Origin of the sequence: Burkholderia lata (genome assembly GCF_000012945.1) — a bacterium.
GTDB classification, from domain to species: domain Bacteria; phylum Pseudomonadota; class Gammaproteobacteria; order Burkholderiales; family Burkholderiaceae; genus Burkholderia; species Burkholderia lata.
On the sequence record NC_007511.1, the window covers coordinates 1,714,897 to 1,741,863 of the forward strand.

21 protein-coding genes and 1 riboswitch are annotated in these 26,967 nt (G+C 67.6%); of the genes, 6 read left to right on the forward strand and 15 right to left on the reverse strand.

Translation table 11 applies throughout. The annotated features are described in order from the left end of the window. Positions 1 to 610: 610 nt before the first annotated feature. Together BCEP18194_RS30395 and BCEP18194_RS30400 are read right to left on the reverse strand one after the other, a co-directional pair. Positions 611 to 2,230, reverse strand: a complete 1,620-nt coding sequence (locus BCEP18194_RS30395; RefSeq protein ID WP_011355126.1) for a methyl-accepting chemotaxis protein — start codon at positions 2,228 to 2,230, stop codon at positions 611 to 613. Between the two features lie 468 nt (positions 2,231 to 2,698). Further along, the gene (locus tag BCEP18194_RS30400) at positions 2,699 to 4,777 is read right to left on the reverse strand and encodes a TonB-dependent receptor (RefSeq protein ID WP_011355127.1); all 2,079 of its coding nucleotides are present in this window, start codon (positions 4,775 to 4,777) and stop codon (positions 2,699 to 2,701) included. A gap of 367 nt (positions 4,778 to 5,144) precedes the next feature. Next, positions 5,145 to 5,301: riboswitch (FMN riboswitch) on the forward strand. A 66-nt stretch (positions 5,302 to 5,367) separates the two neighbouring features. Here BCEP18194_RS30400 and BCEP18194_RS30405 point away from each other — a divergent pair. Further along, a complete protein-coding gene (locus BCEP18194_RS30405; protein WP_011355128.1) occupies positions 5,368 to 5,877 on the forward strand; it encodes a 6,7-dimethyl-8-ribityllumazine synthase in 510 nt (169 codons plus the stop codon). Positions 5,878 to 5,981: 104 nt separating this feature from the next. On the opposite strand, the gene BCEP18194_RS30410 is transcribed toward BCEP18194_RS30405, so the two are convergent. Together BCEP18194_RS30410 and BCEP18194_RS30415 are read right to left on the reverse strand one after the other, a co-directional pair. Continuing rightward, on the reverse strand, positions 5,982 to 6,413 hold the full coding sequence (locus BCEP18194_RS30410; RefSeq protein WP_011355129.1) for a MarR family winged helix-turn-helix transcriptional regulator: 432 nt from the start codon (positions 6,411 to 6,413) through the stop codon (positions 5,982 to 5,984). Further along, positions 6,410 to 7,327, reverse strand: coding sequence for an alpha/beta hydrolase family protein (locus BCEP18194_RS30415; protein WP_011355130.1), 918 nt, complete (start codon positions 7,325 to 7,327; stop codon positions 6,410 to 6,412). Before BCEP18194_RS30415 ends, BCEP18194_RS30410 begins: the two co-directional genes overlap by 4 nt. A gap of 300 nt (positions 7,328 to 7,627) precedes the next feature. On the opposite strand from BCEP18194_RS30415, the gene BCEP18194_RS30420 reads away from it, so the two are divergent. Next, positions 7,628 to 8,593 (forward strand): ABC transporter substrate-binding protein, encoded by a 966-nt coding sequence (locus BCEP18194_RS30420; protein WP_011355131.1) that lies wholly within the window; start codon positions 7,628 to 7,630, stop codon positions 8,591 to 8,593. A gap of 52 nt (positions 8,594 to 8,645) precedes the next feature. After that, positions 8,646 to 9,740: an LLM class flavin-dependent oxidoreductase gene (locus BCEP18194_RS30425; RefSeq protein ID WP_011355132.1), complete on the forward strand. Its 1,095-nt coding sequence runs from the start codon at positions 8,646 to 8,648 to the stop codon at positions 9,738 to 9,740. Positions 9,741 to 9,840: 100 nt separating this feature from the next. Here the strand turns inward: BCEP18194_RS30425 and BCEP18194_RS30430 are convergent, their stop codons facing one another. From BCEP18194_RS30430 to BCEP18194_RS30485, 11 genes are all read right to left on the reverse strand, one after another. Beyond that, on the reverse strand, positions 9,841 to 10,776 hold the full coding sequence (locus tag BCEP18194_RS30430; RefSeq protein ID WP_011355133.1) for an ABC transporter substrate-binding protein: 936 nt from the start codon (positions 10,774 to 10,776) through the stop codon (positions 9,841 to 9,843). A 34-nt stretch (positions 10,777 to 10,810) separates the two neighbouring features. Next, positions 10,811 to 12,601, reverse strand: coding sequence for an amino acid ABC transporter permease/ATP-binding protein (locus BCEP18194_RS42305; RefSeq protein WP_081436675.1), 1,791 nt, complete (start codon positions 12,599 to 12,601; stop codon positions 10,811 to 10,813). 68 nt (positions 12,602 to 12,669) lie between these two features. Continuing rightward, entirely contained in the window at positions 12,670 to 14,022 is a 1,353-nt protein-coding gene (locus tag BCEP18194_RS30445) for an LLM class flavin-dependent oxidoreductase (RefSeq protein ID WP_011355135.1), read from the reverse strand. 7 nt (positions 14,023 to 14,029) lie between these two features. Further along, positions 14,030 to 15,079: an LLM class flavin-dependent oxidoreductase gene (locus tag BCEP18194_RS30450; protein ID WP_011355136.1), complete on the reverse strand. Its 1,050-nt coding sequence runs from the start codon at positions 15,077 to 15,079 to the stop codon at positions 14,030 to 14,032. A gap of 63 nt (positions 15,080 to 15,142) precedes the next feature. Continuing rightward, entirely contained in the window at positions 15,143 to 16,090 is a 948-nt protein-coding gene (locus BCEP18194_RS30455) for an ABC transporter substrate-binding protein (RefSeq protein WP_011355137.1), read from the reverse strand. A 56-nt stretch (positions 16,091 to 16,146) separates the two neighbouring features. After that, positions 16,147 to 16,707 (reverse strand): GNAT family N-acetyltransferase, encoded by a 561-nt coding sequence (locus BCEP18194_RS30460; protein ID WP_041493299.1) that lies wholly within the window; start codon positions 16,705 to 16,707, stop codon positions 16,147 to 16,149. A gap of 320 nt (positions 16,708 to 17,027) precedes the next feature. Continuing rightward, positions 17,028 to 17,429 carry a type II toxin-antitoxin system MqsA family antitoxin gene (locus BCEP18194_RS30465; RefSeq protein WP_011355139.1) on the reverse strand — a complete coding sequence of 134 codons (402 nt, stop codon included), beginning with the start codon at positions 17,427 to 17,429 and terminating at the stop codon, positions 17,028 to 17,030. Between the two features lie 2 nt (positions 17,430 to 17,431). Next, the gene (locus BCEP18194_RS30470; RefSeq protein ID WP_011355140.1) at positions 17,432 to 17,728 is read right to left on the reverse strand and encodes a type II toxin-antitoxin system MqsR family toxin; all 297 of its coding nucleotides are present in this window, start codon (positions 17,726 to 17,728) and stop codon (positions 17,432 to 17,434) included. A gap of 103 nt (positions 17,729 to 17,831) precedes the next feature. Beyond that, entirely contained in the window at positions 17,832 to 18,872 is a 1,041-nt protein-coding gene (locus tag BCEP18194_RS30475; protein WP_011355141.1) for a succinylglutamate desuccinylase/aspartoacylase family protein, read from the reverse strand. A gap of 254 nt (positions 18,873 to 19,126) precedes the next feature. Continuing rightward, a complete protein-coding gene (locus BCEP18194_RS30480; protein WP_011355142.1) occupies positions 19,127 to 19,402 on the reverse strand; it encodes a hypothetical protein in 276 nt (91 codons plus the stop codon). A gap of 257 nt (positions 19,403 to 19,659) precedes the next feature. Beyond that, positions 19,660 to 21,210: a sensor domain-containing diguanylate cyclase gene (locus BCEP18194_RS30485; RefSeq protein ID WP_011355143.1), complete on the reverse strand. Its 1,551-nt coding sequence runs from the start codon at positions 21,208 to 21,210 to the stop codon at positions 19,660 to 19,662. A 519-nt stretch (positions 21,211 to 21,729) separates the two neighbouring features. On the opposite strand from BCEP18194_RS30485, the gene BCEP18194_RS30490 reads away from it, so the two are divergent. The 3 genes from BCEP18194_RS30490 to BCEP18194_RS30500 are packed head-to-tail and all read left to right on the forward strand — an operon-like array spanning position 21,730 to position 26,560. Then, complete coding sequence (locus BCEP18194_RS30490) at positions 21,730 to 24,606, forward strand: xanthine dehydrogenase family protein molybdopterin-binding subunit (RefSeq protein WP_011355144.1); 2,877 nt, start codon at positions 21,730 to 21,732, stop codon at positions 24,604 to 24,606. Then, a complete protein-coding gene (locus BCEP18194_RS30495; protein WP_011355145.1) occupies positions 24,603 to 25,304 on the forward strand; it encodes a (2Fe-2S)-binding protein in 702 nt (233 codons plus the stop codon). The genes BCEP18194_RS30490 and BCEP18194_RS30495 overlap by 4 nt, the downstream gene beginning before the upstream one ends. Continuing rightward, positions 25,301 to 26,560 carry a cytochrome c gene (locus tag BCEP18194_RS30500; RefSeq protein WP_011355146.1) on the forward strand — a complete coding sequence of 420 codons (1,260 nt, stop codon included), beginning with the start codon at positions 25,301 to 25,303 and terminating at the stop codon, positions 26,558 to 26,560. The genes BCEP18194_RS30495 and BCEP18194_RS30500 overlap by 4 nt, the downstream gene beginning before the upstream one ends. Positions 26,561 to 26,967 lie beyond the last annotated feature (407 nt).

Here is a 26,967-nt window from a genome sequence, read left to right on the forward strand (position 1 = left end):
GCGGCCGTGGCGCGAGAAGCAGACGCCGCCATCGATACGCAGTGTGCGCAGCGATGGGGCCGCAATGCGATCGGACGGGAGTCAGGGCACGCGATTCGCCGTCCGAACGGGGAGTGCTTTTTTAAGCATACTCGTCATTCGTGCGTTTTAAAAGTCTGCATCGGCGAGCGGTGCGCGTGCGCATGCAGCGCGATCTCCATGTCGCCGGTGTGGCAACGCGCGATACACGGGCGGGATCGAAACTTGCGCGACGCTGTAGACGCAGCGTGCGCCATGCGATGCGGAAGCGGGCGTATCACGTGCGATCGTGCGTGACGATGTGCAGATCGCGACGCGCGCACGAAGCCTCTCACCGGTCGGTAGAAACGACCGTCGATACGGCGGCTGCGCCGATGCGCGAGCTACACCGAGCTACACGTATGCGTGCCGCGAGCGCGCGACGCGAATCGGCGAGGCACGATGTCGTGCATGCGAACCTGCCGCGCCGGACGGTGACGATGCGCAGCCGCACCGCGTGCCGCGTGCGGCCGCGCTTCGCGCGGTGCGCGCACGCGTGACGCAGGCAGTACGGCGGAACAGCGTGCGCATCGTCGCCTCCTTGCGGTATCGGTTACGCAGTGGCCGGTTGCCAGTGATGCGCGACGGGCTCTTGCGCGTATGCGCCCGGCGACGTCACGTGCGTGCCGGACGGCATCCGGAATGCGGCAACCGTTTCGGACAGCTCGCGGCCCTGCGCCTCGAGCGACTTCGATGCGGCCGCGGCCTGCTCGACGAGCGCCGCGTTCTGCTGCGTCGTCTCGTCCATCTGCGTGATCGTCAGGTTCACCTGGTCGATGCCGCGGCTCTGCTCGGCCGATGCGGCCGCGATCTCGCCCATGATGTCCGTCACGCGCGCTACGGCCTGCGTGACGTCCGACATCGTCTTGCCGGCTTCGCCCGCGAGTTCGGACCCGTCGCGGATCGTCTGCACCGACGCGGAGATCAGTTCCTTGATCTCCTTCGCGGCCGTCGACGAACGTTGCGCGAGACTGCGCACCTCGCTCGCGACCACCGCGAAACCGCGACCCTGTTCGCCGGCACGTGCCGCTTCGACGGCCGCGTTCAGCGCGAGGATGTTGGTCTGGAATGCGATGCCTTCGATGATGCCGGTGATGTCGGCGATCTTCGACGAGCTGTGGCCGATCTCCGTCATCGTGTCGACCACGCGGCCGACCACCGAGCTGCCGCGCTGTGCGACGTCCGATGCGTTCGCGGCGAGCGAGCTGGCCTGTTGCGCGTTCTCCGCGTTCAATCGCACCGTCGACGTGAATTCCTCCATCGTCGCGGCGGTTTCCTGCAGCGACGCGGCCTGTTCTTCGGTGCGCTGGCTCAGGTCGAGGTTGCCCGACGCGATCTCGCCGACCGCGTGCGCGATGCTGTTCGACGAATCGCGCACGCGGCCGACGATGCCGATCAGCCGCTCGTTCATCGTTCGCAATGCGTCGAGCAGATCGCGCGTCTCGTCGTTGCCGCTCACGTCGATGCGGCTGCCGAGATCGCCGTTCGCGACCGTGCGTGCGACGTCAACAGCCGAGCCGATCGGCACCGTGATCTTGCGCGTCAGCCACAGGCCGCCGCATGCCGCGACTGCGACTGCGATCAGGCAGATGCCGGCCAGCAGGTTGCGCTCCATCGCATAGCGATCCGCGAATTGCTGCGCGATCGCGAGTTCGCGCTCATGCGTATAGGTCGCGTATGCGTCGGTGGCGCGTACCAGTTGCGCGAGCAGTGGGCGGCAGTTGTCGTCGATGTCGGCGGTCGCCTCGTCCTTCTTGCCGGCCTGCGCGAGGCCGACGATGCGCAGCGCGACGGGCCCGTAGCTGCCTTCGATGCGCACAATGTCGCCCACCAGTTCGCGCGCGCGATCGGAGGTATCGGTCGCGTTCGCCATCATGTCCTTGAGCTTCGCGAGATGGTCCTGCACGTCCTTGTGCGCCTGGTTCACCTCGGCCAGTTCGAGCTCGAGGTCGGACGGTTTGGTCACGAGTACGAGGTTGCGCGCGGCGATCGCGCGCCGGTCGACCGCGGTGCGGATTTGCGCGGAAAGGGTCGCCCGCGCATTGATGCCGTTCATGTAGCGGGAAAACTCGGCGTTCGTATCGGATAGCGCCTTGAGTGCCATGCCCGACACGATCACGACGACCGCGGCGAGCAGGCCGAAGCCGCCAAGGAGTTTTGTTTTGATGCTCATTCTGGCGATTTTCACAGTGTGCCTCTGTGCGTGTGGTTAGCGAATTGAAATTATTGTTCGACCAGATACGGGCTCGTGCCGGCATTAACGGGTATACCGGATGATTCTTTACCCGTTGAAAACCCTGATATTAGTTTTTTTAGCACTGAAAACCTTACCAGGCGGGCGTTCTTGATTTCGATCAAAACCCGCCAGCGCGCCCGTGATTCAAAGGTTTATACGTGGAATTTGAAACCGGTTTTATTGGGCGAAACAAAAAATGTCTGTTTGCTAATAATCGTCTGATGAATTTGATTCGATTTATGGATGAATAAAAGGATTTTTGTTGGACGCTAATTGGGGAGGGAACCGAGTGGCGGCATCGGCGTGTGCCGCGCGATTGGCGGTAATGGCCTATAAACGGATATTCGCGGCGGAGTGGGGGCGCCGGAAAGCGGCCCGCGGCGGGCGCCGCGGACCGTGAGAGGGTCAGAACGTGGTGCGCAACCCGGCCATCACGCTGCGGCCGCCTTCCGGTGCGAAGCCGCGCACGACCGAGGTCGAGTAGCGGATCTCCTGGTTCGTCAGGTTGTCGCCGCGCAGGTACGCGAGCCAGTGCGTCGGGCCGACGCGGAACTTGTAGGTGAGCATCACGCCGAGCGACGTGTAGCCATCCGTCGAGAAGTCGTTGTCGGGCACGCGATGCTGCGACCACGCATGCGTGACTTGCGCGCGCGCGCCGAACGGGCCGTAGCCGTAGTCGGCTGCGAGCGTCGCGCGCAGCGGCGCGATGCGCGGCAGCGGCTGGCCCGTGTCGACGTTGCGCGCATGCGTGTAGTCGGCCGTCAGCTCCAGGTCGACCGTATGGCCGCGCCGCGCGAACGCGCGCCACTTGCCGTCCAGCTCGATGCCGTAGAACTCGGCGCGCACGCCACGGTAGATCGCCTCGTTGAGCGAGCCGTCGGTACCGGGCGCGACCGGTTCGCCGTCGTCGTCCACGACGCGGCCCGTGTTGTACTCGGTCAGGTAGTTGGAGAAGCGGTTGTAGAACACGCCGACGCTGCCGCGATTCGGGCCGCTCGCGTAGCGCAGCGACAGGTCGGTCGACACGGCCTTTTCCTTCGACGCGTTCGGGTTGCCGATCAGGAACTGGCCGGTCGCATCGTGCGGGCCGTTCGAATACAGCTCGTAGAAGGTCGGCGCGCGTTCGGTGTACGCGACGTTGGCTGCCACCGACCACACGGGTGTCAGCGAGAACAGCGCGCCGGCCGACAGGCTGCCCGCGTTGAATTCGCGCGGCTGCGCCCCTGCGAATTTCTCGACGCCGGCGGGATCGGGATCGACCTTCACGTGCTCGAAACGGCCGCCGAGGCTCAGCTTGAGCGCCGGGACCACCTGCCATTCCTCGAGGCCGAACAGCGCGACGCTGTTCGTGCGCGTGGACGGCACGAGCATCTCGTCACCCAGCGCGGAGAACGTGTTCTGGCCGAACTGCACGCCGATCGCGCCTTCGAACGGGCCGATCTTGCGATGCGTTGCCTCGATGCGCGCCTCGTAGCCGCGATTGCGGAAGGTGGTCGCGGTCTCGCCGTTGTCGACTTCCTTGTGGCGGTAGTCGGTGTATGCGAAGTCGAATTTCAGCTTCGTGAACGGGCCGCTCAGGTTGCGCATCTCGGACGCGAGTGCAAGGCGTTCCTGGCGCATCCGCAGCCGCACGTCGCTTTCCGCGACGGAGCCGTAGTTCGATTCGTAGCCGCTGTAGGACAGGCCCGCGAAGCCGTCCGCCCACGTGTACGACGCGCCGACCGCGCCACCGTGCACGCGGCCGTCGCTGTTCGGTACGTTGCCGTACGGCTGCGGCGTGTCGGGGCCGTCGATCGCGCGTTGTGCGCTGCTGCGCGCGTAGCCGGGAATTCGCAGCTTGCTCGTTTCGCGGTCGAACGCGTCGACGTGGAACGCGAAGCGGCCGTTGCCGCCTTCGACCTGCGCGGCGCCCGCGCGTACCGAGTTCGCGCCGCCGTAGCGCGCGTCGAGCGCCCCCGTCACGCCCTGGATCGCTTCGCGCGGGATCCGGTTGTCGATCGTGTTGACGACGCCGCCTACCGCGTTGCCGCCGTACAGCAGCGCAGCCGGGCCGCGCACGATCTCGACGCGTTCGATCGACAGCGGGTCCTGCGGCACCGCGTGGTCGTACGACAGCGACGACGCATCGTAGGCCGCGACGCCGTTCTGCAGCAGCCGGATCCGGTCGCCATCCATCCCGCGGATGATCGGGCGGCCGACCATCGGCCCGTAGGTGGTGGTCGACACACCGGGCAGCCCGTTCAGCGTTTCGCCGAGCGAATCGGCCTGGCGGCGCGTCAGCGCATCGCCAGAAAGCTGGACGGTCGGCGCGATCAGTTCGCTGTCGCCGAGCGGGTTCGCGGTCACGAAGATCGGGGCGAGCGCAGTGGTCGGCGGCGTGCCGGACACGGCGGGTGGTTCGGTCTGTGCGTGCGCGACGGCGGCGAACAGGATCAGCGAAAGGGACGAGAGCGGGCGAAGCGGTAGACGAGGGAGGTCGCGCATGGTCGGTGAATCGGTTGGAATCGGATCGGATAACGAGCGATGCGAGTCACGGCTGGATACGATATATTGTTGCGTCAGCGACGCGCAGTGACCCGTTGGAACATGGCTCGGCGAGGCTCGGCCACCCAAAGTGGAACGGCGTCGGGCGGACGAGCACGCGAAATGATATGTTATATCATTTCAAATTCCAAGCCGAATGGCAGGTCGTCGCAAGGTTTCCGTCGGATCGGCGAAAAGGCGACTGGAGCGGCGAGCCGATCGCGGGAAAGGCGGGCCGTGGGTTCGTCCGGTGCACGGAACGAGCGGTGACGTCGAAGCGCCAGTGCGACGGGAGTGTGATAGATTTCCGGCGCGGCCAATGTGCCGCGAACGTTCTCGGGGCGGGGTGAAATTCCCCACCGGCGGTAATCGCGCGATTGCGCGTAGCCCGCGAGCGCTTGCCGGCACGCATGTGCCCGGCAAGGTCAGCAGACCCGGTTGGATTCCGGGGCCGACGGTCAAAGTCCGGATGAGAGAGAGCGGGGTTCGTTGCGTACGCAAGGTACGCGGCTTGTCCCTGTGCGCCCATTCAACTCACACAGGACCTATCGATGACCCAACTTGCTTCCCCCTCCCGCACTGCCGCTCCGCGTATCGCCTTTGTCCAGTCGTGCTGGCACAAGGAGATCGTCGACCAGTGCCGAAACGCGTTCGTCGACGGACTCGTCAATGCGAACCTGAGCCAGGCGGATTGCGATTTCTTCGAAGTGGCAGGCGCTTTCGAAATTCCGCTGCATGCCAAACTGCTCGCGAAAACCGGCAAATATGCGGCCATCGCGTGCGCCGGCCTGGTCGTCGATGGCGGTATCTATCGCCACGACTTCGTCGCGCAAGCGGTGATTTCCGGTCTCATGCAGGTGCAGCTCGAAACCGATGTGGTGGTGCTGTCGGCGGTGCTGACGCCGCATCATTTCCACGGGTCGGCCGAGCATGTCGGATTCTTCCACGAGCACTTTCTCGTGAAGGGCGCGGAACTCGCGCACGCGTGCGTCGATACGATCGGCAAGGTCGCGGCGCTGAAGGCGGGATCCGTGGCCGCTGCGCTGCCGCAGGCTGCCTGAGCCTGACCGGGTACGTGCCGCTGCGTCGTTTGCGCCGCGGCACGTGAGATCACGCGTACGGCGTGACTCGGAAGGCGGTGACGACACGGCGTCTTCGCCGCCGCTCAGCGTTCCACCGGAAACCGCTCCTGCAGCGCATGCAGCCAGCGCGCGACGACATCGAGTTCGTCGTCGGAAAACCCGTCGCACAGCTTGCCGTTGAGTTCGCGCAACAGCACGCGCGCACGCTTGAGTGCCGCGTGGCCTTCGTCGGTCAGGTATAACCGTGTCGCGCGGCCGTCGTCCGAATCGGCATGACGCGTGATCAGGCCGGCTTTCGCCATCCGGTCGGCGAGCCCCGTCATCGCGGACGGCGCAAGCTGCAGCGCGGCGCCGACTTCGCCGATCAGTGCGCCATCCTGTTTCGCGAGGCAGAACAGCACGCCGGCCTGCGCGGCGCTCGCACGCGTCTCGGTCTCCGCCTTGCGGTCGATCCAGCGCTGCACGCGCCGCTGGCCGATGTTCAACATGAAAAACAGTCGTCGGTCTTCGCTCAAGCTGGGTTCCCGGCTGCAATGGAAAGGGAAGGACGGCCCGCGGCTCGCGGCGTGTCGAGTGCCTGCGCGAGCCAGTCGGCCACGTCGGGCCACAGCACGGTGCCGGGGCGGCTGCGGAAGAAGCCCATGTGCCCGACCGGGCCGCTGCCCGCCGTGTGCGGATCGATCTGGCGGCGTTCGACCGCCGCGCGGGTCAGATAGCTTACCAGCAGCCCGATCGCAGTCGGGTTCGCCCACGGGTCGTCGTCGAAGCCGAGCGCGAGGATCGGCAACTGCTGTTTCGCGTAACGCTCGGCCGCGCCGAGTGTCGGATCGTCGAAGAAATAGTGCGGCAGCGTCGTCCAGCGGCTCCATTCGCGGAACACGCCGGCCGGCATGTCCTCGCCGAGCCCGAGCCGCTTGCCGGGCACATAGCCGAGCAGCGCCGACATCAGCGGGCCGAGCACGCGCAGGATCAGCCGCACCTTCAGGCGTTCGGCTGCCTGCGTGATCAGCCGTGTGCTGCCCGCATGCGCGGCGATGAGCACCGCCGCGCGCAGGTGCGGCGTCGCGGCCGACAGCCCGATCGCATGCCCGCCGACGCTGTGCCCGACCGCCAGCAGCGGCAATCCTTCGTACGCCTGCCGCGCCCACGCGGTCGCGCCGCCCACGTCGAGTTCCATCCAGTCGCGCATGCGGGCCTTCAGCGCGCCCAGGCGCGCGGGGCGAGATGCACCGATCCCGCGATAGTTGTAGGTAAGCGCTGCGAAGCCGCGTTCGGTCAGGAAGCGCGCGAAGCCCGCATACAACCGCTCCGGCACGGCCGTTGCCGGATGGATCAGCACCAGCGCGCGCGGCTCGGCGTCCGGCGACCACAGTGTGCCGCGCAGCGCGTAGCCGTCTGCGGCGGAAAACTCGATGGGTTGGGAGGTCATGGCCATCCTCGTCCGGGTAGTTATTTCGTATGCGAAATATAGTCCGTGATTTATTTCGCGCACGAAATATCTGTCGAGGATTCATTCGAACCGGGTTTCCATGAGCGCGACGGGCGGCATCCGGCGCTGCCGGTCAATTCATAAAATATTTGCATCTTTGCATAGAAGAATATTGCGTTTGTTTCATGATCCAGATCGACGTATCGTCACCGGTTCCATCCGTTCCGCCGGCCGCCCTGCACGGCGGACCACCGGGCGCCGCCGTCGTGCGGCCGCCCGCCAACCCTCCGGGAGATCACGTTGCTGAGCCGAATCGTCACGGCATTCTTGCTGGCGCTTGCCGCGCAGCCGGGCATTGCCAAGGACACCGTCACGCTGCGCGTCGGTGAACAGAATTACTTCAACATCCAGGCGTCGATGGAGGCGTCCGGCGTGCTGAAGGACCTGCCTTACACGATCGAGTGGAAGCATTTCCAGGCCGCTGCGCCCGTTGCCGAGTCGCTGAACGGCAACGCAATCGACGTCGGCTTTCTCGGCGATTCCGCGCTGCTCACGCTGGCCGCGCGCGGCGCGCCGGTGAAGGTGGTTGCCGTGTCGCGGCAGAGCCTCGACGGCGTCGCGATTCTCGTGCCGAAGGATTCGCCGGTGCGCACCGTGGCCGACCTGCAGGGCAAGACCATCGCCGTATGGCGCGGCGCGTGGAGCCAACAGCTCGTGCTGCGCGCGCTCGAACATGCGGGCTTGCGCGCGGACTCGGTCAAGTACGCGTACCTGATGCCGATCGATGCGACCAACGCGTTCGCGAACGGCTCGGTCGACGCGGTGTCGCTGTGGGAGCCGTTCGTCAGCACGCTCGCGTTGCGGCAGGGTGCGCGGCCCGTGACGACCGCGCAGGGGCTGATGCCGGCGCTGAGCTTCGTTGCCGCGAACGAGCAGGCCGCCTCCGGCAAGCGCGCCGAGATCACCGATTTCCTGCGACGCGTGGTGGCCGCGCGCCAGTGGGTCGACAGCCATCCGCGCGAGTACGCGGACCTGTGGGCGAAGCGCGCGAAGCTCGAACCCGACGTCGCGTATCGCTGGCTCAACAACGCGAAGCAGCGCGTCGGCCCGGTCGACGAGACGGCCGCGAAGGATGCGCAGAACACGGCCGACTTCCTGCACAAGGCCGGGGTGATTCCGGCGGCGTACGACACGTCGAAGCTGCTCGACCGCTCGTATGCGGGCGCGTTCGCGGCGCCTGCGCAGAAGACGGCCGCCGCGCAGTAAGCGGGCCGTCCTCGACACGATTTCCGATCGACAACCACAAGGACACCCCGACATGCCTGTCGACATCATCGGCATGATCACCGCGACACCCGGCGCGGAGGTCGACGTACCGGGCGGCGCAGCCGTCCAGCCCGACTATGTGCGCCGCTTCGCGCAGGCGCACGAGGCGGCCGGCTTCGACCAGATCCTGGTCGGCCATTTCAGCAATGCGGCGGACGGCTTCATCGTCGCGTCGTTCGCGGCCGCCGCGACCGAACGCATCCGCATCCTGCTCGCGCACCGGCCGGGCGTGATCGTGCCGTCGGCCGCCGCACGGCAGATCGCGACGCTCGACGTTTTCAGCGGCGGCCGGCTCGCGCTGAACGTCGTGTCGGGCGGCGACGATGCGGACCTGCAGCGCGACGGCGATTTTGTGCCGCACGATGCGCGCTACCGTCGCACCGGCGAATATCTCGACGTGCTGAAGCGGATCTGGCAGGCCGACGCGCCGGTCGACCACGACGGCGCGTTCTACCGGCTGCGCGGCGCGTCGCCGCTCGTGAAGGGCGCGCAGCGGCCGCATGTGCCGATCTATTTCGGCGGCTCGTCGCCGGCCGCACTGGCGGTAGCGGGCGAGCATGCGGACGTCTACATGACGTGGGGCGAGCCGCTTGAGTCGGTGCGCGAGCAGGTCGCGCGGGTGCGGGCTGCCGCCGCGCCGTTCGGGCGGGCGCCGCGCATCAGCGTGTCGTTCCGGCCGATCGTTGCCGACACCGAGGCGGCTGCATGGGAGAAGGCCGAGGCGATTCGCGAACGCGTGCGCGCGGCGCGGCTCGCGAACGGCCAGCCGATCGCCGGCCATGCGCCGCAGAACGCGGGCTCGCAACGGTTGATGGCCGCCGCCGCGCAGGGCGACGTGCTCGACGAGCGGCTGTGGATGGGCGTTGCGAACCTGACCGGCGCGCGCTGGAATTCGACCGCGCTGGTCGGCACGCCCGAACAGGTCGCGCGGGCGCTCGGTGCGTATTACCGCCTCGGCGTGTCGACGTTCCTGATTCGCGGGTTCGATCCGGTGGACGATGCGCTCGATTACGGGCGCGACCTGATTCCGGCGATTCATGCGCAGGTCGCGGAACTCGACCGGTATCACGCGGCGGTGTCGGCGTAGGCGCCGCGTTAGATCCAATGATGCTGTTTCGACGCGCCCCGGCATTGCCATCATGGAATGCCGGGGCGATGTCATGTCGGGCATCGTCCCGTCGACGCGCTCAGAACGACGGCAACCCCGGCGGATTGGTCTCCGCATGCGCGATCGCCTCGCTCTGCAAACCCCAGCGCGCGAGCGCCTGCCCATAGCGGCCACTCCCGATCAGCGCGTTCGTCGCGAGCGTCAGCGCGGGCGCGAGCCCGCTGCCGCGCCGCGTCGCGATCGCCACGTCGGCATTGGCCGGCCAGCCCGCATTGACGACGCCGACGAGGCGGATCTTGCCCGTGCGCGCGGCCTCGTACGCGAGCGACGCATTCGGGTTCAACTCCGCATCGGCGCGGCCCGACAGCAGCGCGACGCGCGACGCCGCATCGTCGTCGAAATAGAGCAGCTCGGCCGGCTTCAGCCCCTGCGCCACGTTGCGCTTGTTCCACTCGAGCAGGATGCGCTCCTGGCTCGTCCCCGCGCCGGTGATGATGCGCAGGCCGGCGATGTCCTTCGGCCCGGCGATCTTCGCGATCGGGCTGCCGGTGCGCACGTAGAAGCCGTGCAGCCCGAGCCGATAGGTCGTGAAATCGTATTTTTCCTTGCGCTTCTCGGTCACGCCGACGTTCGAGATCACCGCGTCGTACTTGCCGGACGTCAGCCCGAGCGGCCAGTCGGCCCACGCGATCGGCAGCAGCACGAGCGTGCGGCCGAGTGCGTCGGCGACGAGCTGCGCATAGTCGGGATCGGCGCCGACCACGGTGCGCGCGTCGGTCGCGTAGGTCGACACGGGCGGCGCGTGTGGTGAGATTGCGACCGTGAACGCGCCGTCGCGTACCCAGCGATAGCCCGCTGCCTCATGAACGGCTGCGTCATCGCGTGTGGCGCGAATGCGGCCAGCCTGGCGCGGATCGAGGTCCGCGGTCGCGGCGGCTGCATGTGCCGCGCGCCATGCAAGGGTGCCCGCTGCCGCGACCATCGCGGTGGTCATGAACCGGCGTCGGTCGTTCATCGTGCCGCACCTCGCAGGTCGGGAACTGCGCGCATCACAGCACCCTCGACAGGAACGCGCGCGTCCGCGGATGCGACGGCGCATCCAGCACGACGGCCGGCGCCCCGGCTTCGACGATGCGCCCGCGCTCCATGAACAGCACGTTGTCGGCGACTTCGCGCGCGAAGCCGATCTCGTGCGTGACGATCACGAGCGTCGTGCCCGAACGCGCGAGTTCCTTGATCACGTCGAGCACCTCGTTGACGAGCTCGGGATCGAGCGCCGACGTCGGCTCGTCGAACAGCAGCACCTTCGGGCGCAGCGCGAGCGCCCGCGCGATCGCGACGCGCTGTTGCTGGCCGCCGGACAACTGGCGCGGGTATGCATCGGCTTTATCCGCGAGACCGACACGTACGAGCAGCGTGCGGGCGATACGCTCGGCGGCGTCGCGCGTGATGCCGCCCACGACGACCGGCGCCTCGACCAGGTTCTCGAGCACCGTCAGGTGCGGGAACAGGTTGAAGTTCTGGAACACCATCCCGACGGCCGTGCGCCGCGTCAGCACGTCGCGTTCCTTCAGCTCGTAGAGCACGTCGCCGTCGCGGCGATAGCCGATCAGTTCGCCGTCGATGTCGATGAAGCCGTCGTCGACGCGTTCGAGATGGTTGATTGTGCGCAGCAGCGTCGACTTGCCCGAGCCCGACGGCCCGATGATCGCGGTCACGCTGCCGCGCGGTGCGACGAACGAGACGTTGTCGAGCACGCGTTGCATGCCGAACTGCTTCGATACGCCATGCACGGCCACTTCGCCACCGGCGCGCGGTGCGACGGCGGTCGCGGTGTCGCTATCGCCGTGAGCCTGCGCGACCGATGCGGTGTGACGGGACGCGACACGCCGCCACAGCACGCCGAGGCGCGCAAGCGCGAACGTGATGACGGACGGCGGCGGGTTGCGCAGCGCCCCGCGCGCATAGTGCCGCTCGACCTGCACCTGGATGGCCGACAGCACGGTCAGGATGATCAGGTACCAGACGGTGGCGACCATCAGCAGCGGAATCACTTCGAGATTGCGGCGGTAGATCACCTGAACCGTATAGAACAGCTCCGGCATCGCGAGCACGTAGACCATCGACGTGCCTTTCGCGAGCATGATCAGGTCGTTGAATGCGGTCGGCAGGATCGCGCGCATCGCCTGCGGCAGCACGATCCGCGTGGTCTGGCGGCCGCGCGGCAGCCCGAGCGCGGCGGCCGCTTCGAGCTGGCCCTGGTCGACCGCGAGAATGCCGCCCCGGATCACCTCCGCGGAAAACGCCGCATGGTGCAGCGTGAGGCCGAGCACGGCCGCGAGGAACGGGCTGATCAGGTCGGTCGTCGGCGTGTCGAACCACACGATGTCGGTGAACGGCACGCCGAGCCGCACGTGCTCGTACAGGTAGCCGAGGTTGTTCAGGATCAGCAGCAGCACGATCAGCGGAATCGAGCGGAACAGCCACACGAACGTCCACGCGCTCGCCGACAGCAGCCGCGATCGCGACAGCCGGGCCAGCGCGACGAACGCGCCGAGCACGAGGCCGGACACCGCGCCGAGCAGCGTCAGCACCAGCGTGCGCGCGAGCCCCGACAGCACCGGCGGCGACAGGAACCATTCGGCGAACACCGGCCAGCCCCATTGCGGGTTGCCGAGAATCGAATGCAGGACGATCGCGATCAGCGCGACGGCGAGCACGGTGCCGGCCGTGCGCGAACGGTGGCGCGCGGGCACGATCCGGAAACGCGTGGCGGCGTCGCGCGCGCCGGGGGAAGAGAGCGGCGGCAGCGCGCCGCCGAGGTGGGTCGTGTCGCTCATGTCGGTGGAAATCCTCGAATCGGTCGGGCGGGCGGGCGCGCCGCGCACGGGCGGCGCGGCAGCGGGCATCAGGCGTGCGCTTCGGCCGCCGTTTCGTGCGACGCGTCAGGCACCGCGTGGCGGCTGACCTTGCGCGGCAGCCCGAGGTGGTCGCGCAGCGTCGCACCGGGCAGATCGCGGCTGTAGCGGCCGCGCGCCTCGAGCGCCGGGATCACGAGTTCGACGAAATCCTCGACGCCCTGCGCCTGCACCGCAAAGCCGAGGATGAAACCGTCGCCTGCGCCCGCGTCGTGCCAGCGGATCAGCTCGTCGGCGACATGCTCGGCCGTGCCGATGAAGTTCGGGCGCGGCGTGGCGACCGCGAGCGCCGTCTCGCGCAGCGACAGGCCTTTCTGCTTCGCGTCGGCCTTGATCCGGTCGGTGGTCGAGCGGAAGCTGTTGCGGCCGAGCTCGCCGAGTTCCGGGAACGGCGCATCGAGTGCGTACTGCGTGAAATCGTGGTGATCGAAATAGCGGCCGAGATACGCGAGCGCCTCGTCGATCGTCAGCAGGTTGCGGATCGCCTGGTATTTGTCCTCGGCCTCGGCCGCCGTGCGTCCGACGATCGGCCCGATGCCGGGGAAGATCTTCACGTCGCTGCCTTGCCGGCCGTGCTCGATCGCGCTCTGCTTCACGCGCCGCGTGAACGCGGCCGTTTCGTCGAGCGACGGCGAATGCGTGAACACCGCATCCGCATACTTACCGGCGAGCCCGATGCCGGTGTCGGACGAACCGGCCTGGAAGATCACCGGCTGGCCCTGCGGGGAGCGCTGGATGTTGAGCGGGCCCGCAACCTGGAAGAAGCGGCCGTGGTGGTCGAGCGTGTGGAGCTTGTCGCGATCGAAGAAGCGGCCGGTCGCGCGGTCGCGCACGAATGCGTCGTCGTCCCAGCTGTCCCACAGGCCCTGCACGACGTCGAGGTATTCGTCGGCGATCTCGTAACGCAGTTCGTGGTCGGGATGCGCCTTGCCGAAATTCTTCGCGGTGCCTTCGAGCGGTGTCGTCACGACGTTCCAGCCCGCGCGACCGCCGCTGATCGTATCGAGCGACGCGAGCTGGCGCGCGACCGTGAACGGCTCGCTGTACGACGTCGAGATCGTGCCCGCGAGCCCGATCTTCTTCGTCGCGACCGCGAGCGCCGACAGGACGGTCAGCGGCTCGAAGCGGTTCAGGAAGTGCGGGATCGACTTCTCGTTGATGTAGAGGCCGTCCGCGACGAACGCGAACGCGATGCCGGCGGCTTCCGCCTTGCGTGCGATGCCGATCGCGAAATCGAGGTTGATGCTCGCGTCTGGCGGGTTGCTCGGATGCCGCCATGCGTTCATGTGGCTGCCTGCGCCTTGCAGCATCAGGCCGAAGGGGATCGATCGTCGGGTCGTCATGGGAGCGTCACGCGTTCTGGTCAGGGGAAAGGGAGCGGTCGGCCGCGAGGGCCGCCTGCAACGGCGTGGCCGACAGCGCGCCGCCGAGCCATTCGGCCGATGCGAGCCGCGCCGCGTAGTCGGTCACCGGCGAATCGATCACGAACGCATCGACGTCGAGCCGCCGGCTCAGTGCATCGAGCGCGCGGTGGATGCGCTCGGGCGTATCGGCGAGCACCGTCGGGCGCAACTCGTCGATCCGGTAGTCGGACGCGCCGCTCTGCCGCGCAAATTCGGCGGCTGCCTGCGCGCTGGTCAGGTTGAAGCTCTGGCCGCCCGCGAACTGCAGCTTGAAGATTTTCATTGGCCCGATCAGTTGCTCGGCTTCGTCGCGCGTCGGTGCGGCCACCGCGTACAGCGCGACCAGCGGCCGTGTGCCATCCGCGCTGCGGTATGCGTCCAGCGAGCGTTCGAGGTTCGCGTCGTCGCCGTTGAAATGCCCCGCGTAGCAGAAGCGCCAGCCGTTGCGAGCGGCCAGCGCGCCGCTGTCCGGCGAGCCGCCGAGCAGGATGCGTTCGGGCGGCTGCGGCGGCACGGGCAGCGCGACCGCGCCGGCAAGCGGGTGATCCTCGGCGACGCCCCAGCCGAGAAACGCGTCGAGCTCCGCCAACTGGCCCGCGAAGTCCGGCTTGCGCGCCTTGTCGTGGAACCACTGCAGCGCGCGCGTGGTCAGCGGCAACCCGCCGGGCGCCTTGCCGATGCCGAGATCGACGCGGCCCGGCGCGAGCGCGGCCAGCACCTTGAAGGCTTCGGCGACCTTGAACGGGCTGTAGTGCTGCAGCATCACGCCGCCCGAGCCGACGCGAATGCGCGACGTATGCGCGAGCAGGTGTGCGACGACGATTTCCGGCGCCGAGCTCGCGAAACCCGGCGTGCCGTGATGCTCGGCGACCCAGAAGCGTTCGTAGCCGAGCTGTTCGACGCGTTGCGCGAGCGTCGTGGTGAAGCGCAGCGCGTCGGCGGCGTTCGCGCCGTCGGCGATCGGACTCTTGTCCAGCAGCGAAAGCGAATAAGACATGGTGGGCGGCGTTCCTGCGTGAGCGTGGGGAGAGCGTGAATGGACGGTAGGCGGGCGCGGCGCTCAGCTCTTCGGCAGCCCCGGCGGATTCGTGCGCGACTGGTCGATCGCTTCGGACGCGAGGTTCCAGCGGTCAAGCACCTGCTGGTAGCGGCCGTTCCTGATCAGCCCGTTCAGCGCGACGGTGAGCGGATCGGCGAGCCCGCTGCCGCGGCGCGTCGCGATCGCGATATCGGCCGTGCGCGGCCAGCCGCCGCTGATTGCGCCGACGAGCCGTGTCTTGCCTTGCTGCGCGCTCTGGTACGCGAGCACCGAGTTCACGCTGAACACGACGTCGGCACGGCCCGACTGTACGGCGACGATGCGCATCGCCTGGTCGTCGTAGTACTGGATCTGCACGGGTTTCAGCCCGTGCGCGACGTTCTCGCGATCCCATGCGAGCAGGATCTTTTCCTGGTTGGTGCCGGCGTCGGTCACGACACGCAGCCCCGCGACGTCCTTCGGCTCGCGGATCGCCTGGATCTTGCTGTCGTTGCGCACGTAGAAGCCGACCTGGTCCTTGCGGTAGGTCGAGAAATCGAACTTTTGCTTGCGCTCCTCGGTGACGGTGACGTTCGAGATCACCGCGTCGACTTTCCCGGATTCGAGCGCGAGCGGCCAGTCGGCCCACGCGAGCGCGACGATCTTCAGCTTGCGGCCGAAGCTGTCGGACACGAGCTGGCCGACGTCGGCGTCGAAGCCGATCACCGTGCGCGCGTCGGTCGCATACGAACTGATCGGCGGCAGGCTCGGCGCAACGCCGATCGTCAGCGTGCCGGGTTCGGCGAACTTGAACGACGCGGGCACTGCGCGCTCGACGGCCGCATCGGCCACGCCGCGCGGGCGGCCGCGCTGTTCGGGGCTCAGGTCGAACGTGGCGGCGGCCGCGGCTGCGGCGAATGCGGTCAGGCCGATCAGTGCGGCGGCCAGCGTGCGCGCAGCACGGGAAGAAAGCGGTACGGCTCGTTGCATGAAGGCGTCCTGTGGTGGCAAGCGGAGATCGGAGGGATGCAGGGAGGCGGTCGCGGTCAGCGCGACAGCACCGGTTCGGGCACGGGCGCCCACAGGTCGGCCAGCGTCGACGTGCGCGACGGATCGGCGAGATCCTTGCCGAACCGCAGGTGGAAATACGCCTCGGGTGCGATCGACGAATCGAACAGCCGCGTATAGCCGGTGCGGTCGTACAGCGCCCATGCTTCGGGCTGGCGAAAACCGGTGGTCAGGTAGATGCGGCGATAGCCTTGCTGCGCGGCGCGCAGTTCGAGCGCCTCGACGATGACGCGTGCCAGGCCCTGGCGGCGCAGGTCCGAGCGGGTCCAGATGCGTTTGAGTTCGGCGGTCTGCGCGTCGTAGCGCTTGAACGCGCCCCCGCCGATCGTCTCGCCGTCGCGCAGCAGCAGCACGAAAGCGCCTTCGGGCGGCGCGAACAGTTCGGCCGGGTAGCGTGCGAGTTCTTCGCGTGCGGACGCGTGGCTGTCGGGGCGATCTGCGTGGTAGCGGGTCGAATATTCGTCGATCAGCGCGTCGATCAGCGGTTGCGCGCGGACGTCGAGCGTCGTCGTGTCGATGATGCGGTCGGTCGTGGCCATGGGCATCGCGAAGGGCGCGCGATGCGGACATTCCTGGCGGGGTGCGGGCACGCGGCCCGTCCGGTCTGTTCCGTTATCGCGACGCGGTTGTCGTGATGGCGGCGGCCGGTGCACGTCCTGCTGGGATGCAGATGGCGGGCCGCCGCCGTTTTGAACACGTTAGCGGCGCGGCCGGCAAAGGCGAACGAAGCAATTTCGATAAGGATTTCGCAGCGGACGTCAGAAGGCTTGCAGGGGGAGTGGGGTGAGTATTGCGACGGGAGCGCGCAGGCGTCGAAGCCCGCGCTTGACGCATGCGCGTGATGCCGACGGGCGAGTGCCTATGCCGCTCGAACTTCGGCGAGGAGATCGGGGTGACGATCCAGGAGCTTCAGCAATTTCACGAGGGCGAGCGGCGGATTCGTCTTGCCCGTTTCGTAACGGGAGAACGCGTTGACGCCGCCGCCGAAGATCTCGGCCGCCTCGCGCTGATCCAGCCTCAGCTTCTTGCGCACCTTCGCGATGTACTTCGGGTCGACGATGGTGGCGTTCACCTGCTTGTTGAACTCGGTGATCGCTTCGCCGAGACGGGTCGCCTCGTCGAGATCCAGGACCGATTCCCCGCAGGCCGGGCAGAAATCGCCGGTGATATCGCGGACGACAGTCGACTGGCCTTTATAGGTATAAGGGATGTCTCGCGTGTCGCGGACCAGCTTGGCGGCACCGCATGCAGGGCACTTCATGTTTATCGCTCCTTGAAAGACACGATCAGCACATCGTCGATCACCGTCAGCTTCAGGTACACGTCGCCGCGCACCGTGAAAGGCCGGTAGACGTCCTGCCAGATCGTGTGGTCGGCGTACGTCGTCATGCTCTTGTGGAAGTCGAGATCGGTCAGCGACAGCACGACACCGAGCGCCTCCCTTTCCGTGAAACCCAGTTGTCGAGCGCCGAGTACCGCACTCGTGGTCAACCGGACCTTGCCGGATTCGACGAGCGCTTTGACGCGAAGCAGCTTGCAATGAGGCGTTCTCTTTTCCATCTGCGATCATAACCAAGTAAGTTAATTTGTCAAGTTGGTTAATGGCGAGCGCATGCCGTCCGCCATGACTGGCAGACAGCAAGGAAAGGAGATGGGTCCGGATTTAGGCCGTCTGGCCGATGCTCGGCGGCGTCGACAACTCGGCCAGCTGAAACAGGCAATCGCCGCGCTGCACCTGCGCGGGCACGCGCTTGCACACCACTTCGCCGTCGCCCTTGAAGCGGTGCAGCACCGGTTCGCGCAGCGGCGTATCGGGGAAATGCACCCACGCGGCCGGCTGCCCGGCCTTCACTTGATCGCCGAGTTCGACGAGCGGCTCGTACAGCCCGCGCTCGTACGCGTAGACGAAATGGCGCTCGCCGTCGACCCGCATGAAGCGCGTGACGGTCGGCGGCGCATCGGGCACGAGCGCGCCGTGCAGCAGCCCGATATGGCCGAGGTAGTGCAGCAGCCCGTGGCGGCCCATCCGGATCAGCGACGGATCGGCCATGCCCGCACCGCCGAGTTCGGTCACGATCGAGATCGCACCCTGGCGCCGCGCGGCCGACGCCGAATGCACGGGGTTCGGTGCGTGCAGCAGCGCGTTGTGCAACCCGAACGCGACCAGCAGCCCGTTGAGCTTCGCGGCTTCGTCGGCGTCGAGCGGATCGATCGCGAGCATGTTGCCGCCCTGGTACAGCAGCGAGCTGCCGCCCGAGTGCAGGTCGACCAGATACTCCGCGCGCGACAGCAGCGCATGCTCGATGTAGTGGGCGATCATCTGCGTCGGCGTGCCGGTCGGGTCGCCGGGGAAGCTGCGGTTCAGGTTGCCTTCGTCGAGCGGCGACACGCGCAGGCCGGCATCCGCCGCGGGGAAATTCGCCATCGGCAGCAGGATCAGCTGCCCGCTGACCATCTCCGGCTCGATCTCGCGCATCAGTTGCGACACGATGATCTGGCCTTCGTACTCGTCGCCGTGATTACCGGCCATCACGAGTGCGACCGGGCCGTCGCCGTTGCGGATCGACGCGATCGGGATCGGCAGCCAGCCGTACGCCGAGCGGTGCACGGAATGCGGCAACCGCAGGTAACCCGCGTGCTTGCCGGGTGCGTCGAGATCGATTTCGCAGTGGATGGGATTGCGTTGCGAGGAAGAGGCGGTCATGGCGGCATCGTTCGATGAACGGAATTCGCCATCTTATCGGGAAACGACCGCCGCGCGCCGTGCCCGAAGCGCGCAACGCCGAACACCATCAACCGGCAAGCGCATGGATGCGTACGGGCGAGTTGCAAAGCCGATACGCGAACTCCTTGCGATGTTGCAGCGATGAACGCATGCCGGTGGGTCGGCCGGCCGCATTCGGGCCTGATGTTTCGCGCCGGCCCCTTGCCGCGACAGGGCCGGCGCGTGCAGCCGGCTTACCGGCTCGATGTTTCAGCTTCGAGACGTCCTTCTTCCCACAGTGCCCAGAAACGGCTGCCGGCACGATACGGATTCGCGCGGCGCGCGACGTGATCGGCGACGCCCTGGCGAAATGCGCCGTACAGCGTCAGCGGTGGATTGTCGACGCATCGGGTCTCGCGTGCGGCCGGCATGCGGCGTTCGGACACGAGCCGGCGGATCAGCGATGCGCCGTCGATCACATCCAGTTCGTCGATGGTTTCGCTGCGGCTGAGGACTTCGACGGTATTCATGTTGGGTCTCCCTGACAACCTGTTTCCCTGACAGGGAGCAATAAGAGTGCCAGGCTTGAAAAGCCTTGCGCCGTGTCGATCGTGCCGGCTTCTGCAGCCAACGTGACGAGTGGCGAGCGGCGATGTTACGGAACACGTCACGTGACACGCGAACGCGCAACGCCACGAGCGACCACGCAAAGCGTTTCGGAATTGAATCGTCGGGAGGATGCGGAGGCGGGAGAAAGCGGGCGATGCAGCCGGGGTGCGCAGTCGGGTCAGCTCGCGGTGACCGGCGTGACCCGGCTGCTGCCGCTCGAATAGAAGCGGTAGATTCCCTTGCCGGCCGACTTCGCGTCGTACAGCGCGCTGTCGGCCTGCCGGATCAGTTCGTCGGGGGAGCCGTGCCCGTCGTCGAGCGCGATGCCGATGCTGATCCCGAGGTTCACCGTCTCGCCGATCGACAGCGTGTACGGTGCCGAGATCTGCCGGATGATGCGCGCGGCGAGGAGCGAGCACGCGTGCATCGTCGTGTCGTCGATCGCGACGACAAACTCGTCGCCGCCGATTCGCGCGGCCAGCTCGCCGGGCGACAGCGTCTTGCCGAGCCGCACGGCGACCTGCGTCAGCACGTCGTCGCCGGCCTGGTGGCCGAACCGGTCGTTGATCGCCTTGAAGCCGTCGAGGTCGAGGTACATGACGGCGAGCGCGGCGTCCGGCGCGCGCGGCCGGCGCGCGAGCATCCGCTTGAGCTGGGCATGCAGTTCGTGGCGATTCGGCAAACCCGTCAGCGCGTCGTGTCGCGCGAGATGCCGGATGTGCTGCTCGGTCTGGCGGCGCGCGGTGACATCCTCGACGATGATCACCGCGTTGCCGTCCGGCACGCGATGGCGCGTCAGTTCGAGCTGGCGGCCGTCGCCGAGCACGACGTCGAGCGGCACCGGTTCATCGCAGGTCAGCCAGACCTCGCACTGAGCGGCGAGACTGGCGCCACCGGGATCGGTCGTGTCGTTCGCGCCGAGCGCAGCGATGACGGCGGGCAGCGGCGTATCGAGCATGATCTCGCGCGGCGAGCCGAACAGTTGCGCGGTGCGCCGGTTCGCGACGATCACGCGGCGCTCGCCGTCGATCATGCACAGGCCGTGCGGCATATAAGTGAGCGCGGCGTCGAAGCGTGCGACGAGTTCGGCGTTGCGCTGGCGCGCGGCGATCAGCGCGACGAGCACGCGATAGTGACGCTGGACGACCGTACGCATCGCGGCAAGATAGATCGCGAGCGGCGGCAGCAGTAGCCACGCACCCGACCGGTGGGCCAGTAGCGCACCGACGCCGATCGGCAGCACGCCGAGCGTGACCTGCATCATCGCGAGCCGCGGCAGCGCGGAATTGCGCGACGCGATCCCGCCGAACACGCCGCCCGCGACCATCACCGACAGCGTGCCGAGCTCGACGTCGACGGCCTGCACGCAGCCCATCACGCCGAGGCCGAGCACGAAGCACGCGACGAGCGACACGGGCGCGTAGTGCATCGCCCAGTATTCGGCGCGGTCGTCGCCGGCGTCGCGCTGAACCGTATAGGCACGCGCGATCGAGAGCCGCGCGATGAGCAGGCCGGCGTCGACGATCAGCCACGCGAGGCACCAGAGCTGCTGCAGCCGGATCAGCGCGACGGCCGCAACGAAGCCGCTCGCGAGCCCGGAGAGCGCCATCGGGCGGACGTCTTCGAACAGCGTAACGAGCATCGACGGGCGCAGCGCGGCCGTCACACGGTGGTTGCCGGAGGGGGGAGTGGCGAGAACGGAGTGCAGGAGAGATGTCCTGACTGCCATGGTTTTTAACCTCGACACGATGTCGCGTAATGTCGCGATGGCTGGCGGCGCCCGCACGGCACATGGCGGAAGCCCGGCCAGGCCGGATGCGCACGACATTACCATGAAACACGGGCGGCGCGGGTTGCCCGGGCAAGCCGGCGGCACCGGGCGCCGTATCGGCCAATAGTCGTAAACCACGCCCGCGAAAGTCTTGCGCATTCGCCGGCGCGGGGGCAGCATCGTTGCGAACGGAATGCGTCGCGGCGACCGGCAGGAGACCGGCGTCATGCACTGCGCGCATGCCCGTCGGGCGCGGTCAAACCGATCGAAACCGCTGCAAACGAGGGCGCGATGCAGACGAATCGCGTCCCGCGACCGGCTGTCGCAGCCCGGCTGAATGCCGTTATAAGAAATTCAATAAGTATTTCATGTGAGAAATACTATAGGCGATATATCTAAAACAATGCCAGAATGCGCGCCGCTCCGAACGTCGCGACACCCGATCGCCGTCCGAGCCGCATCAGGAGGTTCCCCCCAATGAAAAACCACGGCCTGTCACGGCGGGGTTTTCTGAAAGCCAGCGTGCTGGCGGGCGTCGCAGTGTATGTCGCGCCCCTGGGCAGCCGCGCATTCGCGGCGCTCTTCGAAGAAAAACTCCTCACCCCCGTCAAATGGGATAGCGTCACCGGCATCCCCCAATTCCGCATCGACGGCATCGCGAAGGTCACGGGCTCGAAAGTGTTCGCCCGTGACGTGCGCGCAGCCGACATGCCTCACTGGCCGCAGCAGCAGTCGCATGCGCTGATCCTGCGCGTCACGCAGGCCGACCGCACGTACGAAGGCTTCGACCTGTCGCTGCTCGGCGACGACCTGAAGCCGGACCGCGTGGTCACGGCCGACGATCTCGCGCGCGACGGCGTCGCGTTCCCGACGTTCTACGGCGACGACATGTTGCTGCCGGCCGGCAAGACGCCCGCGTATCTCGGCCATGCGGTCGCGATCCTCATCTACCACGACTTCGCGCGCTTCCGCTTCGCGAAGAACGCGCTCAAGTTCCGCGACGATGTGATCCGCTACGGCGCGGTCACGGGCCCGCTCGAGCGCGATCCGTGGGGCACCTTCCGCTACGTGCGGGTGGGCGGCAAGACCGCCTATGACGACGACGTCTATTCGAGCCTGAAGGACGCGCCGATCTTCCCGAGCATGATGCGCAAGCACCTGCCGGTGTGGCCGGACGGCAAGGAGCACGGCAAGCTCGACGAGCAGGGCATGTTCCTGGCCGGGCAGATCGCCGGCGAGCTCGACCATCCGTCGGCCGACTGGCTCGTGTTCGACCGCGAGTACAACACGCAGTCGGTCGACACGTCCGCGCTCGAGCCCGACAACGCGAACTGCTGGTACGACAGCGCGACGCAGTCGCTGCACCTCGTCGTGCCGACCCAGTCGCCGCTTGAAGTGGCGGAGAACGCGGCCGCGATGGTCGCGAAGTGCCGCTTCCCGGTGAAGAAGCTGTTCGTGCATCCGTGCTACACGGTCGGCTACGGCTCCAAGGATCACTTCAACGTGCCGTTCTACGGCCTCGTCTGCGCGCTGTACGCGGACGGCCGCCCGGTGCGTTTCGCGAACGACCGCTACGAGCAGTTCCAGACGTCGCTGAAGCGTCACGCGTTCAAGATGCATTACCGGATCGCGGTCGACCGCAACACGGGCCTGCTGCAGTCGTTCAAGGGCGACTTCGAAGCGAACGGTGGCGGGCGCTCGAACTTCTCGCCGTCGGTGGCGATGGTGGGTGCGACGGCCGCGCAATCGATCTATTACTTCCCGAAGAGCGACCTGGCTGCCGTCGCGATCGCGTCGCGCGCGATCGATGCCGGCTCCGCGCGTGGCTACGGCACGCTGCAGAGCATGGCGGCGACCGAGATGGCGGTCGACGAGATCGCCGCGCAGCTGAACATCGACCCGATCGATTTCCGCCTGCGCAACGCGCTGCGTTCGGGGATGAAGAACACGCAGGGTGCGATTCCCGCCGGCGCGCTGCGCGTCGACGAGGTGCTCGAGCGCTCGAAGCAGCATCCGCTGTGGACGCGCCGTGCCGCACGCAAGGCCGAATACGAGGCCGCGAACCCGGGCAAGCGCTACGGCGTCGGCTTCGCGTGCGTGCAGAAGGACTTCGGCACGGGCGCGGAAGCGTCGTTCGCGAAGGTCGAATTCGACGAGAACGGCAAGGTGTCGCTGCAACATACGGCAGCCGAGATCGGCACCGGGATGTCGACGTCGCAGGCCGTCGCGGTCGCGAAATGGCTGGGTCGTCCGGCAACGGAAGTGCGCGTGGCCGTGACCGAATGGCCGGACCTGCCGGTCGAGACCAGCGGCGATCCGTACATCATGTCGCAGGCCGACCAGGATCGCCTGAGCGCGAACCCGCGCTGGTCGCCGAGCTATGCGTCGCCGTCGAGCGCGACGAACTCCGCGTACTACTTCACGCACAGCACGCGCGAAGCCGCGCGCGCGGTGTTCCGCTACGGCCTGTGGCCGGCTGCGATGTCGATCTGGACGCGCGGCCTCGGCGGCGGCCAGGCGGCGCCGTACACGATCCGCATCGAGGACGCGCGCTGGGTCGACGGCAAGCTGACCGCCGACGGCCTCGAGCCGCTGTCGTTCGAGCAGCTCGCGAAGCAGGCCTATGCGCTCGGCCTGCCGACCGGCGCCGTCGTGCACGTGTTCAACCGCTGGCAGTGGACCGACGCCGAGTTCGAAGTGGGCGGCTCGGTCGAGCGTCTGCCGATCGACGGGCTGTCGCTGCGCGTCGGCGCGCCGAAGACGGGTGACAACGGCCCGGTGCCCGGCACCGCCGCACCGGCCGGCGCGACCGCGATGCGCGGCACGCTGGCGCCGACCGCGAACGGCTACCGCGTGCTGGACCGCAAGCGCGTGTTCATCCCGCCGACGAGCCGCAACAACGCGGCCGTCACGTACTACACGGCAGTCGGCACGCTGGTCGAGCTGGCCGTGCACGAAGCGACCGGCAAGGTCGAGCTGCTCACGCACCACTCGATCATGGAATGCGGCAACCAGATTTCGCCGCAGCTCGTGTCGGGCCAGTTGCAGGGCGGTCTCGCGATGGGCATCGGCCACGCGCTGCACGAGTACCTGCCGCTCTATGAAGACGGCCCCGGCAACGGCACGTGGAACTTCAACCGTTACCAGTTGCCGCGCGCGTCCGACGTTGCCGTCTGGACGCAGACGGGCGACGTGCTGCCGCCGCTGTCCGAGACCGATCCGCCGAAGGGCGTCGCCGAAGTGGTGATGATTCCCGTCGTCGGCGCGATCGTGAACGGCATCGCGCACGCGATCGGCCATCGTTTCACCGACCTGCCGGTGACCCCGCAAAAGATTCAGGAGGTGCTCGCATGACGACCGCCCAAACCGCGGCTTCGGCCGCGAGCGCCAGCGCCGCTGCGACCGGCGCTTCCGCGCCGAGCGCGGCTTCGGCCGCACCGGCATCGGCCCCGGCCCCGGCTGTACCGGCTTCGACACCGGCCGCCGTCGAGCGTCCGCTCGTTCGGTTCCAGTCGAAACCGCTGTCGATCAATATCAACGGCAAGTCCGTCGGCCCGATGCAGGTGCCGGAAGGGCTGATGATGATCGAGTTCCTGCACGAGTACGTGGGCCTCACCGGTTCGCGGCTCGGCTGCGGGCAGGGCATCTGCCACGCGTGCGTCGTGATCGTCGACAAGCCGGACGGCACGAGCGAGGAAATGCGCACCTGCATCACCGGCGCGCACTTCTTCCACGGCCGCTCGATCCGCACGATCGAAGGTCACGCGAAGCGCAACGAAGCGGGCGAAGTGGTCGAGCTGTCGCCGATCCAGCAGAAGTTCCTCGAGCACTTCAGCTTCCAGTGCGGCTACTGCACGCCGGGCTTCGTCAATGCGGCGACCGTGCTGATCGAACGCCTGAAGCGCGAGCCGGTTGCGAAGGCCGACGTCGAGCGCACGATCACCGAGGCGCTCGACGCGCACCTCTGCCGCTGCACGGGCTATGTCCGCTACTACGAAGCCGTCAAGGACGTGGTGCTGACGACGCCGGGACTCGTGAAGGACGCCGCATGAAACGCACATTCGCTCATCGTGTCGCGCGGGCTGCGGGCTTCCCCGCGCTCGCCGCGGCCTGCGCGCTGCTGCTCGCTGCGTGCGGCGGCCATGACGCACCGGCCTCGAACGCGGCTTCCGGCGCGCCCGGTGCCGACCAGATCGCGCGCGGCCGCTATCTCGTCAAGGCCGCCGACTGCGCGGCGTGCCACACCGCGAAGGACGGCGCACCGTTCGCCGGCGGCGCGCCTCTCGAATCGCCGTTCGGCACGTTCTACGGCTCGAACATCACGCCCGACAAGGATCACGGGATCGGCAGCTGGAGCGCGGACGATTTCTACGCCGCGCTGCACGACGGCAAGGCGCCGGGCAAGCGCCTGTATCCGTCGATGCCGTACACGTCGTACCGTCAGCTCACGCGCGCCGATTCCGACGCGATGTATGCGTACCTGAAGACCGTCAAGCCGGTCGCCCAGGAAAACCGCGAGCACGAGCTGAAGTTCCCGTACAACCTGCGCTTCGGGATGGTCTTCTGGGACATGGTGTTCCTGAAGGACAGCCTGCCCGATGCGTCGGCCGGCCAGTCCGCCGATTGGCAGCGCGGCCGCTATCTGGCGGGTGCACTCGGCCACTGCGCGGAATGCCATACGCCGCGTGCGTTCACGGGCCAGCTCGACAGCGCGAAGCCGTTCGCCGGCGCCGCGCTCGGCCGCGTGGCCGCGCCCGACATCACGCCGGCCGGCCTGGCCGCGCGCGGCTGGACGGGTGCCGACCTGCAGACGTTCTTCGGCGTCGGCATCGCGCCGCAAGGCTCGGCGTTCGGCGAAATGTACCCGGTCGTGCACCTGAGCACGCAGTACATGACGAAGGACGACCTGCGCGCGCTGTCCGTGTACCTGCTGGGCGACACGCCGCCCGCGCCGCAACCGGTGAAGCCGGTGTCGGCCGACGCCGCGCAGCTCGCGGCCGGCCGCTCGGTGTATCTCGCGGTCTGCGCGGGCTGTCACGGCTTCAACGGCGAAGGCAAGCCGCACGTGGCGGTGCCGATGAACGGCAATTCGACGGTGCGTCAGGGCGACCCGCGCAACCTGCTGGTCGCGATGCTCGACGGCATCGGCGAGCAGAAGTTTGCCGGGTTCGAGAACCTGCAGCCGATGCCGGGTTTCGCGCACACGCTGAGCGACGATGAACTCGCGCAGCTCGCGAACTACCTGCGTGCGACGTGGGGCGGCCAGCCCGCGAGCGTCACGCCGGCCGACGTGAAGGCCATGCGCTAAGTCGTGCCGCAGGGCGGGGCGTCGCGCGCGAGTCAACCGGTTTCCGGTGCTCGCGTGCGCCGCGTCGTCCGATTTTTCGCGGCGGCTCTTCAGTAGCCGCTGCCGCCTCCGCCTCCGCCTCCGCTGCTTCCCGAGCTGCCACCGCCATACCGGCTCATGCCCGGTCCCTGCGCAGGGCCACTACCCGACGACATACATCCCGCCGACAGCACGAGCACCAGCGCGGCGATCAGCGCCGCAGCCAACCTTGACGATTTCATGTCCGCCTCCTTGCCACGCGCAGGCCGCGGGAAAGGCCGGTTCGCGTGAACCACGCGTCTGCGTGCTGACGGAACATGAAACGTTTCGGGAGGGCGGTTTATTCCATGCTTTTTGCGGATCGTGGCCCGTGACGGGGGGCAGACCGG

What these genes read in the sequence shown, in the direction of transcription:
- BCEP18194_RS30395 (WP_011355126.1), bottom strand. Translation starts at nt 2,230, where the DNA reads ATGAGCATCAAAACAAAACTCCTTGGCGGCTTCGGCCTGCTCGCCGCG.
- BCEP18194_RS30400 (WP_011355127.1), bottom strand. Translation starts at nt 4,777, where the DNA reads ATGCGCGACCTCCCTCGTCTACCGCTTCGCCCGCTCTCGTCCCTTTCG.
- BCEP18194_RS30405 (WP_011355128.1), top strand. Translation starts at nt 5,368, where the DNA reads ATGACCCAACTTGCTTCCCCCTCCCGCACTGCCGCTCCGCGTATCGCC.
- BCEP18194_RS30415 (WP_011355130.1), bottom strand. Translation starts at nt 7,327, where the DNA reads ATGACCTCCCAACCCATCGAGTTTTCCGCCGCAGACGGCTACGCGCTG.
- BCEP18194_RS30425 (WP_011355132.1), top strand. Translation starts at nt 8,646, where the DNA reads ATGCCTGTCGACATCATCGGCATGATCACCGCGACACCCGGCGCGGAG.
- BCEP18194_RS30430 (WP_011355133.1), bottom strand. Translation starts at nt 10,776, where the DNA reads ATGAACGACCGACGCCGGTTCATGACCACCGCGATGGTCGCGGCAGCG.
- BCEP18194_RS42305 (WP_081436675.1), bottom strand. Translation starts at nt 12,601, where the DNA reads ATGAGCGACACGACCCACCTCGGCGGCGCGCTGCCGCCGCTCTCTTCC.
- BCEP18194_RS30445 (WP_011355135.1), bottom strand. Translation starts at nt 14,022, where the DNA reads ATGACGACCCGACGATCGATCCCCTTCGGCCTGATGCTGCAAGGCGCA.
- BCEP18194_RS30450 (WP_011355136.1), bottom strand. Translation starts at nt 15,079, where the DNA reads ATGTCTTATTCGCTTTCGCTGCTGGACAAGAGTCCGATCGCCGACGGC.
- BCEP18194_RS30455 (WP_011355137.1), bottom strand. Translation starts at nt 16,090, where the DNA reads ATGCAACGAGCCGTACCGCTTTCTTCCCGTGCTGCGCGCACGCTGGCC.
- BCEP18194_RS30460 (WP_041493299.1), bottom strand. Translation starts at nt 16,707, where the DNA reads ATGGCCACGACCGACCGCATCATCGACACGACGACGCTCGACGTCCGC.
- BCEP18194_RS30465 (WP_011355139.1), bottom strand. Translation starts at nt 17,429, where the DNA reads ATGAAGTGCCCTGCATGCGGTGCCGCCAAGCTGGTCCGCGACACGCGA.
- BCEP18194_RS30470 (WP_011355140.1), bottom strand. Translation starts at nt 17,728, where the DNA reads ATGGAAAAGAGAACGCCTCATTGCAAGCTGCTTCGCGTCAAAGCGCTC.
- BCEP18194_RS30475 (WP_011355141.1), bottom strand. Translation starts at nt 18,872, where the DNA reads ATGACCGCCTCTTCCTCGCAACGCAATCCCATCCACTGCGAAATCGAT.
- BCEP18194_RS30480 (WP_011355142.1), bottom strand. Translation starts at nt 19,402, where the DNA reads ATGAATACCGTCGAAGTCCTCAGCCGCAGCGAAACCATCGACGAACTG.
- BCEP18194_RS30485 (WP_011355143.1), bottom strand. Translation starts at nt 21,210, where the DNA reads ATGGCAGTCAGGACATCTCTCCTGCACTCCGTTCTCGCCACTCCCCCC.
- BCEP18194_RS30490 (WP_011355144.1), top strand. Translation starts at nt 21,730, where the DNA reads ATGAAAAACCACGGCCTGTCACGGCGGGGTTTTCTGAAAGCCAGCGTG.
- BCEP18194_RS30495 (WP_011355145.1), top strand. Translation starts at nt 24,603, where the DNA reads ATGACGACCGCCCAAACCGCGGCTTCGGCCGCGAGCGCCAGCGCCGCT.
- BCEP18194_RS30500 (WP_011355146.1), top strand. Translation starts at nt 25,301, where the DNA reads ATGAAACGCACATTCGCTCATCGTGTCGCGCGGGCTGCGGGCTTCCCC.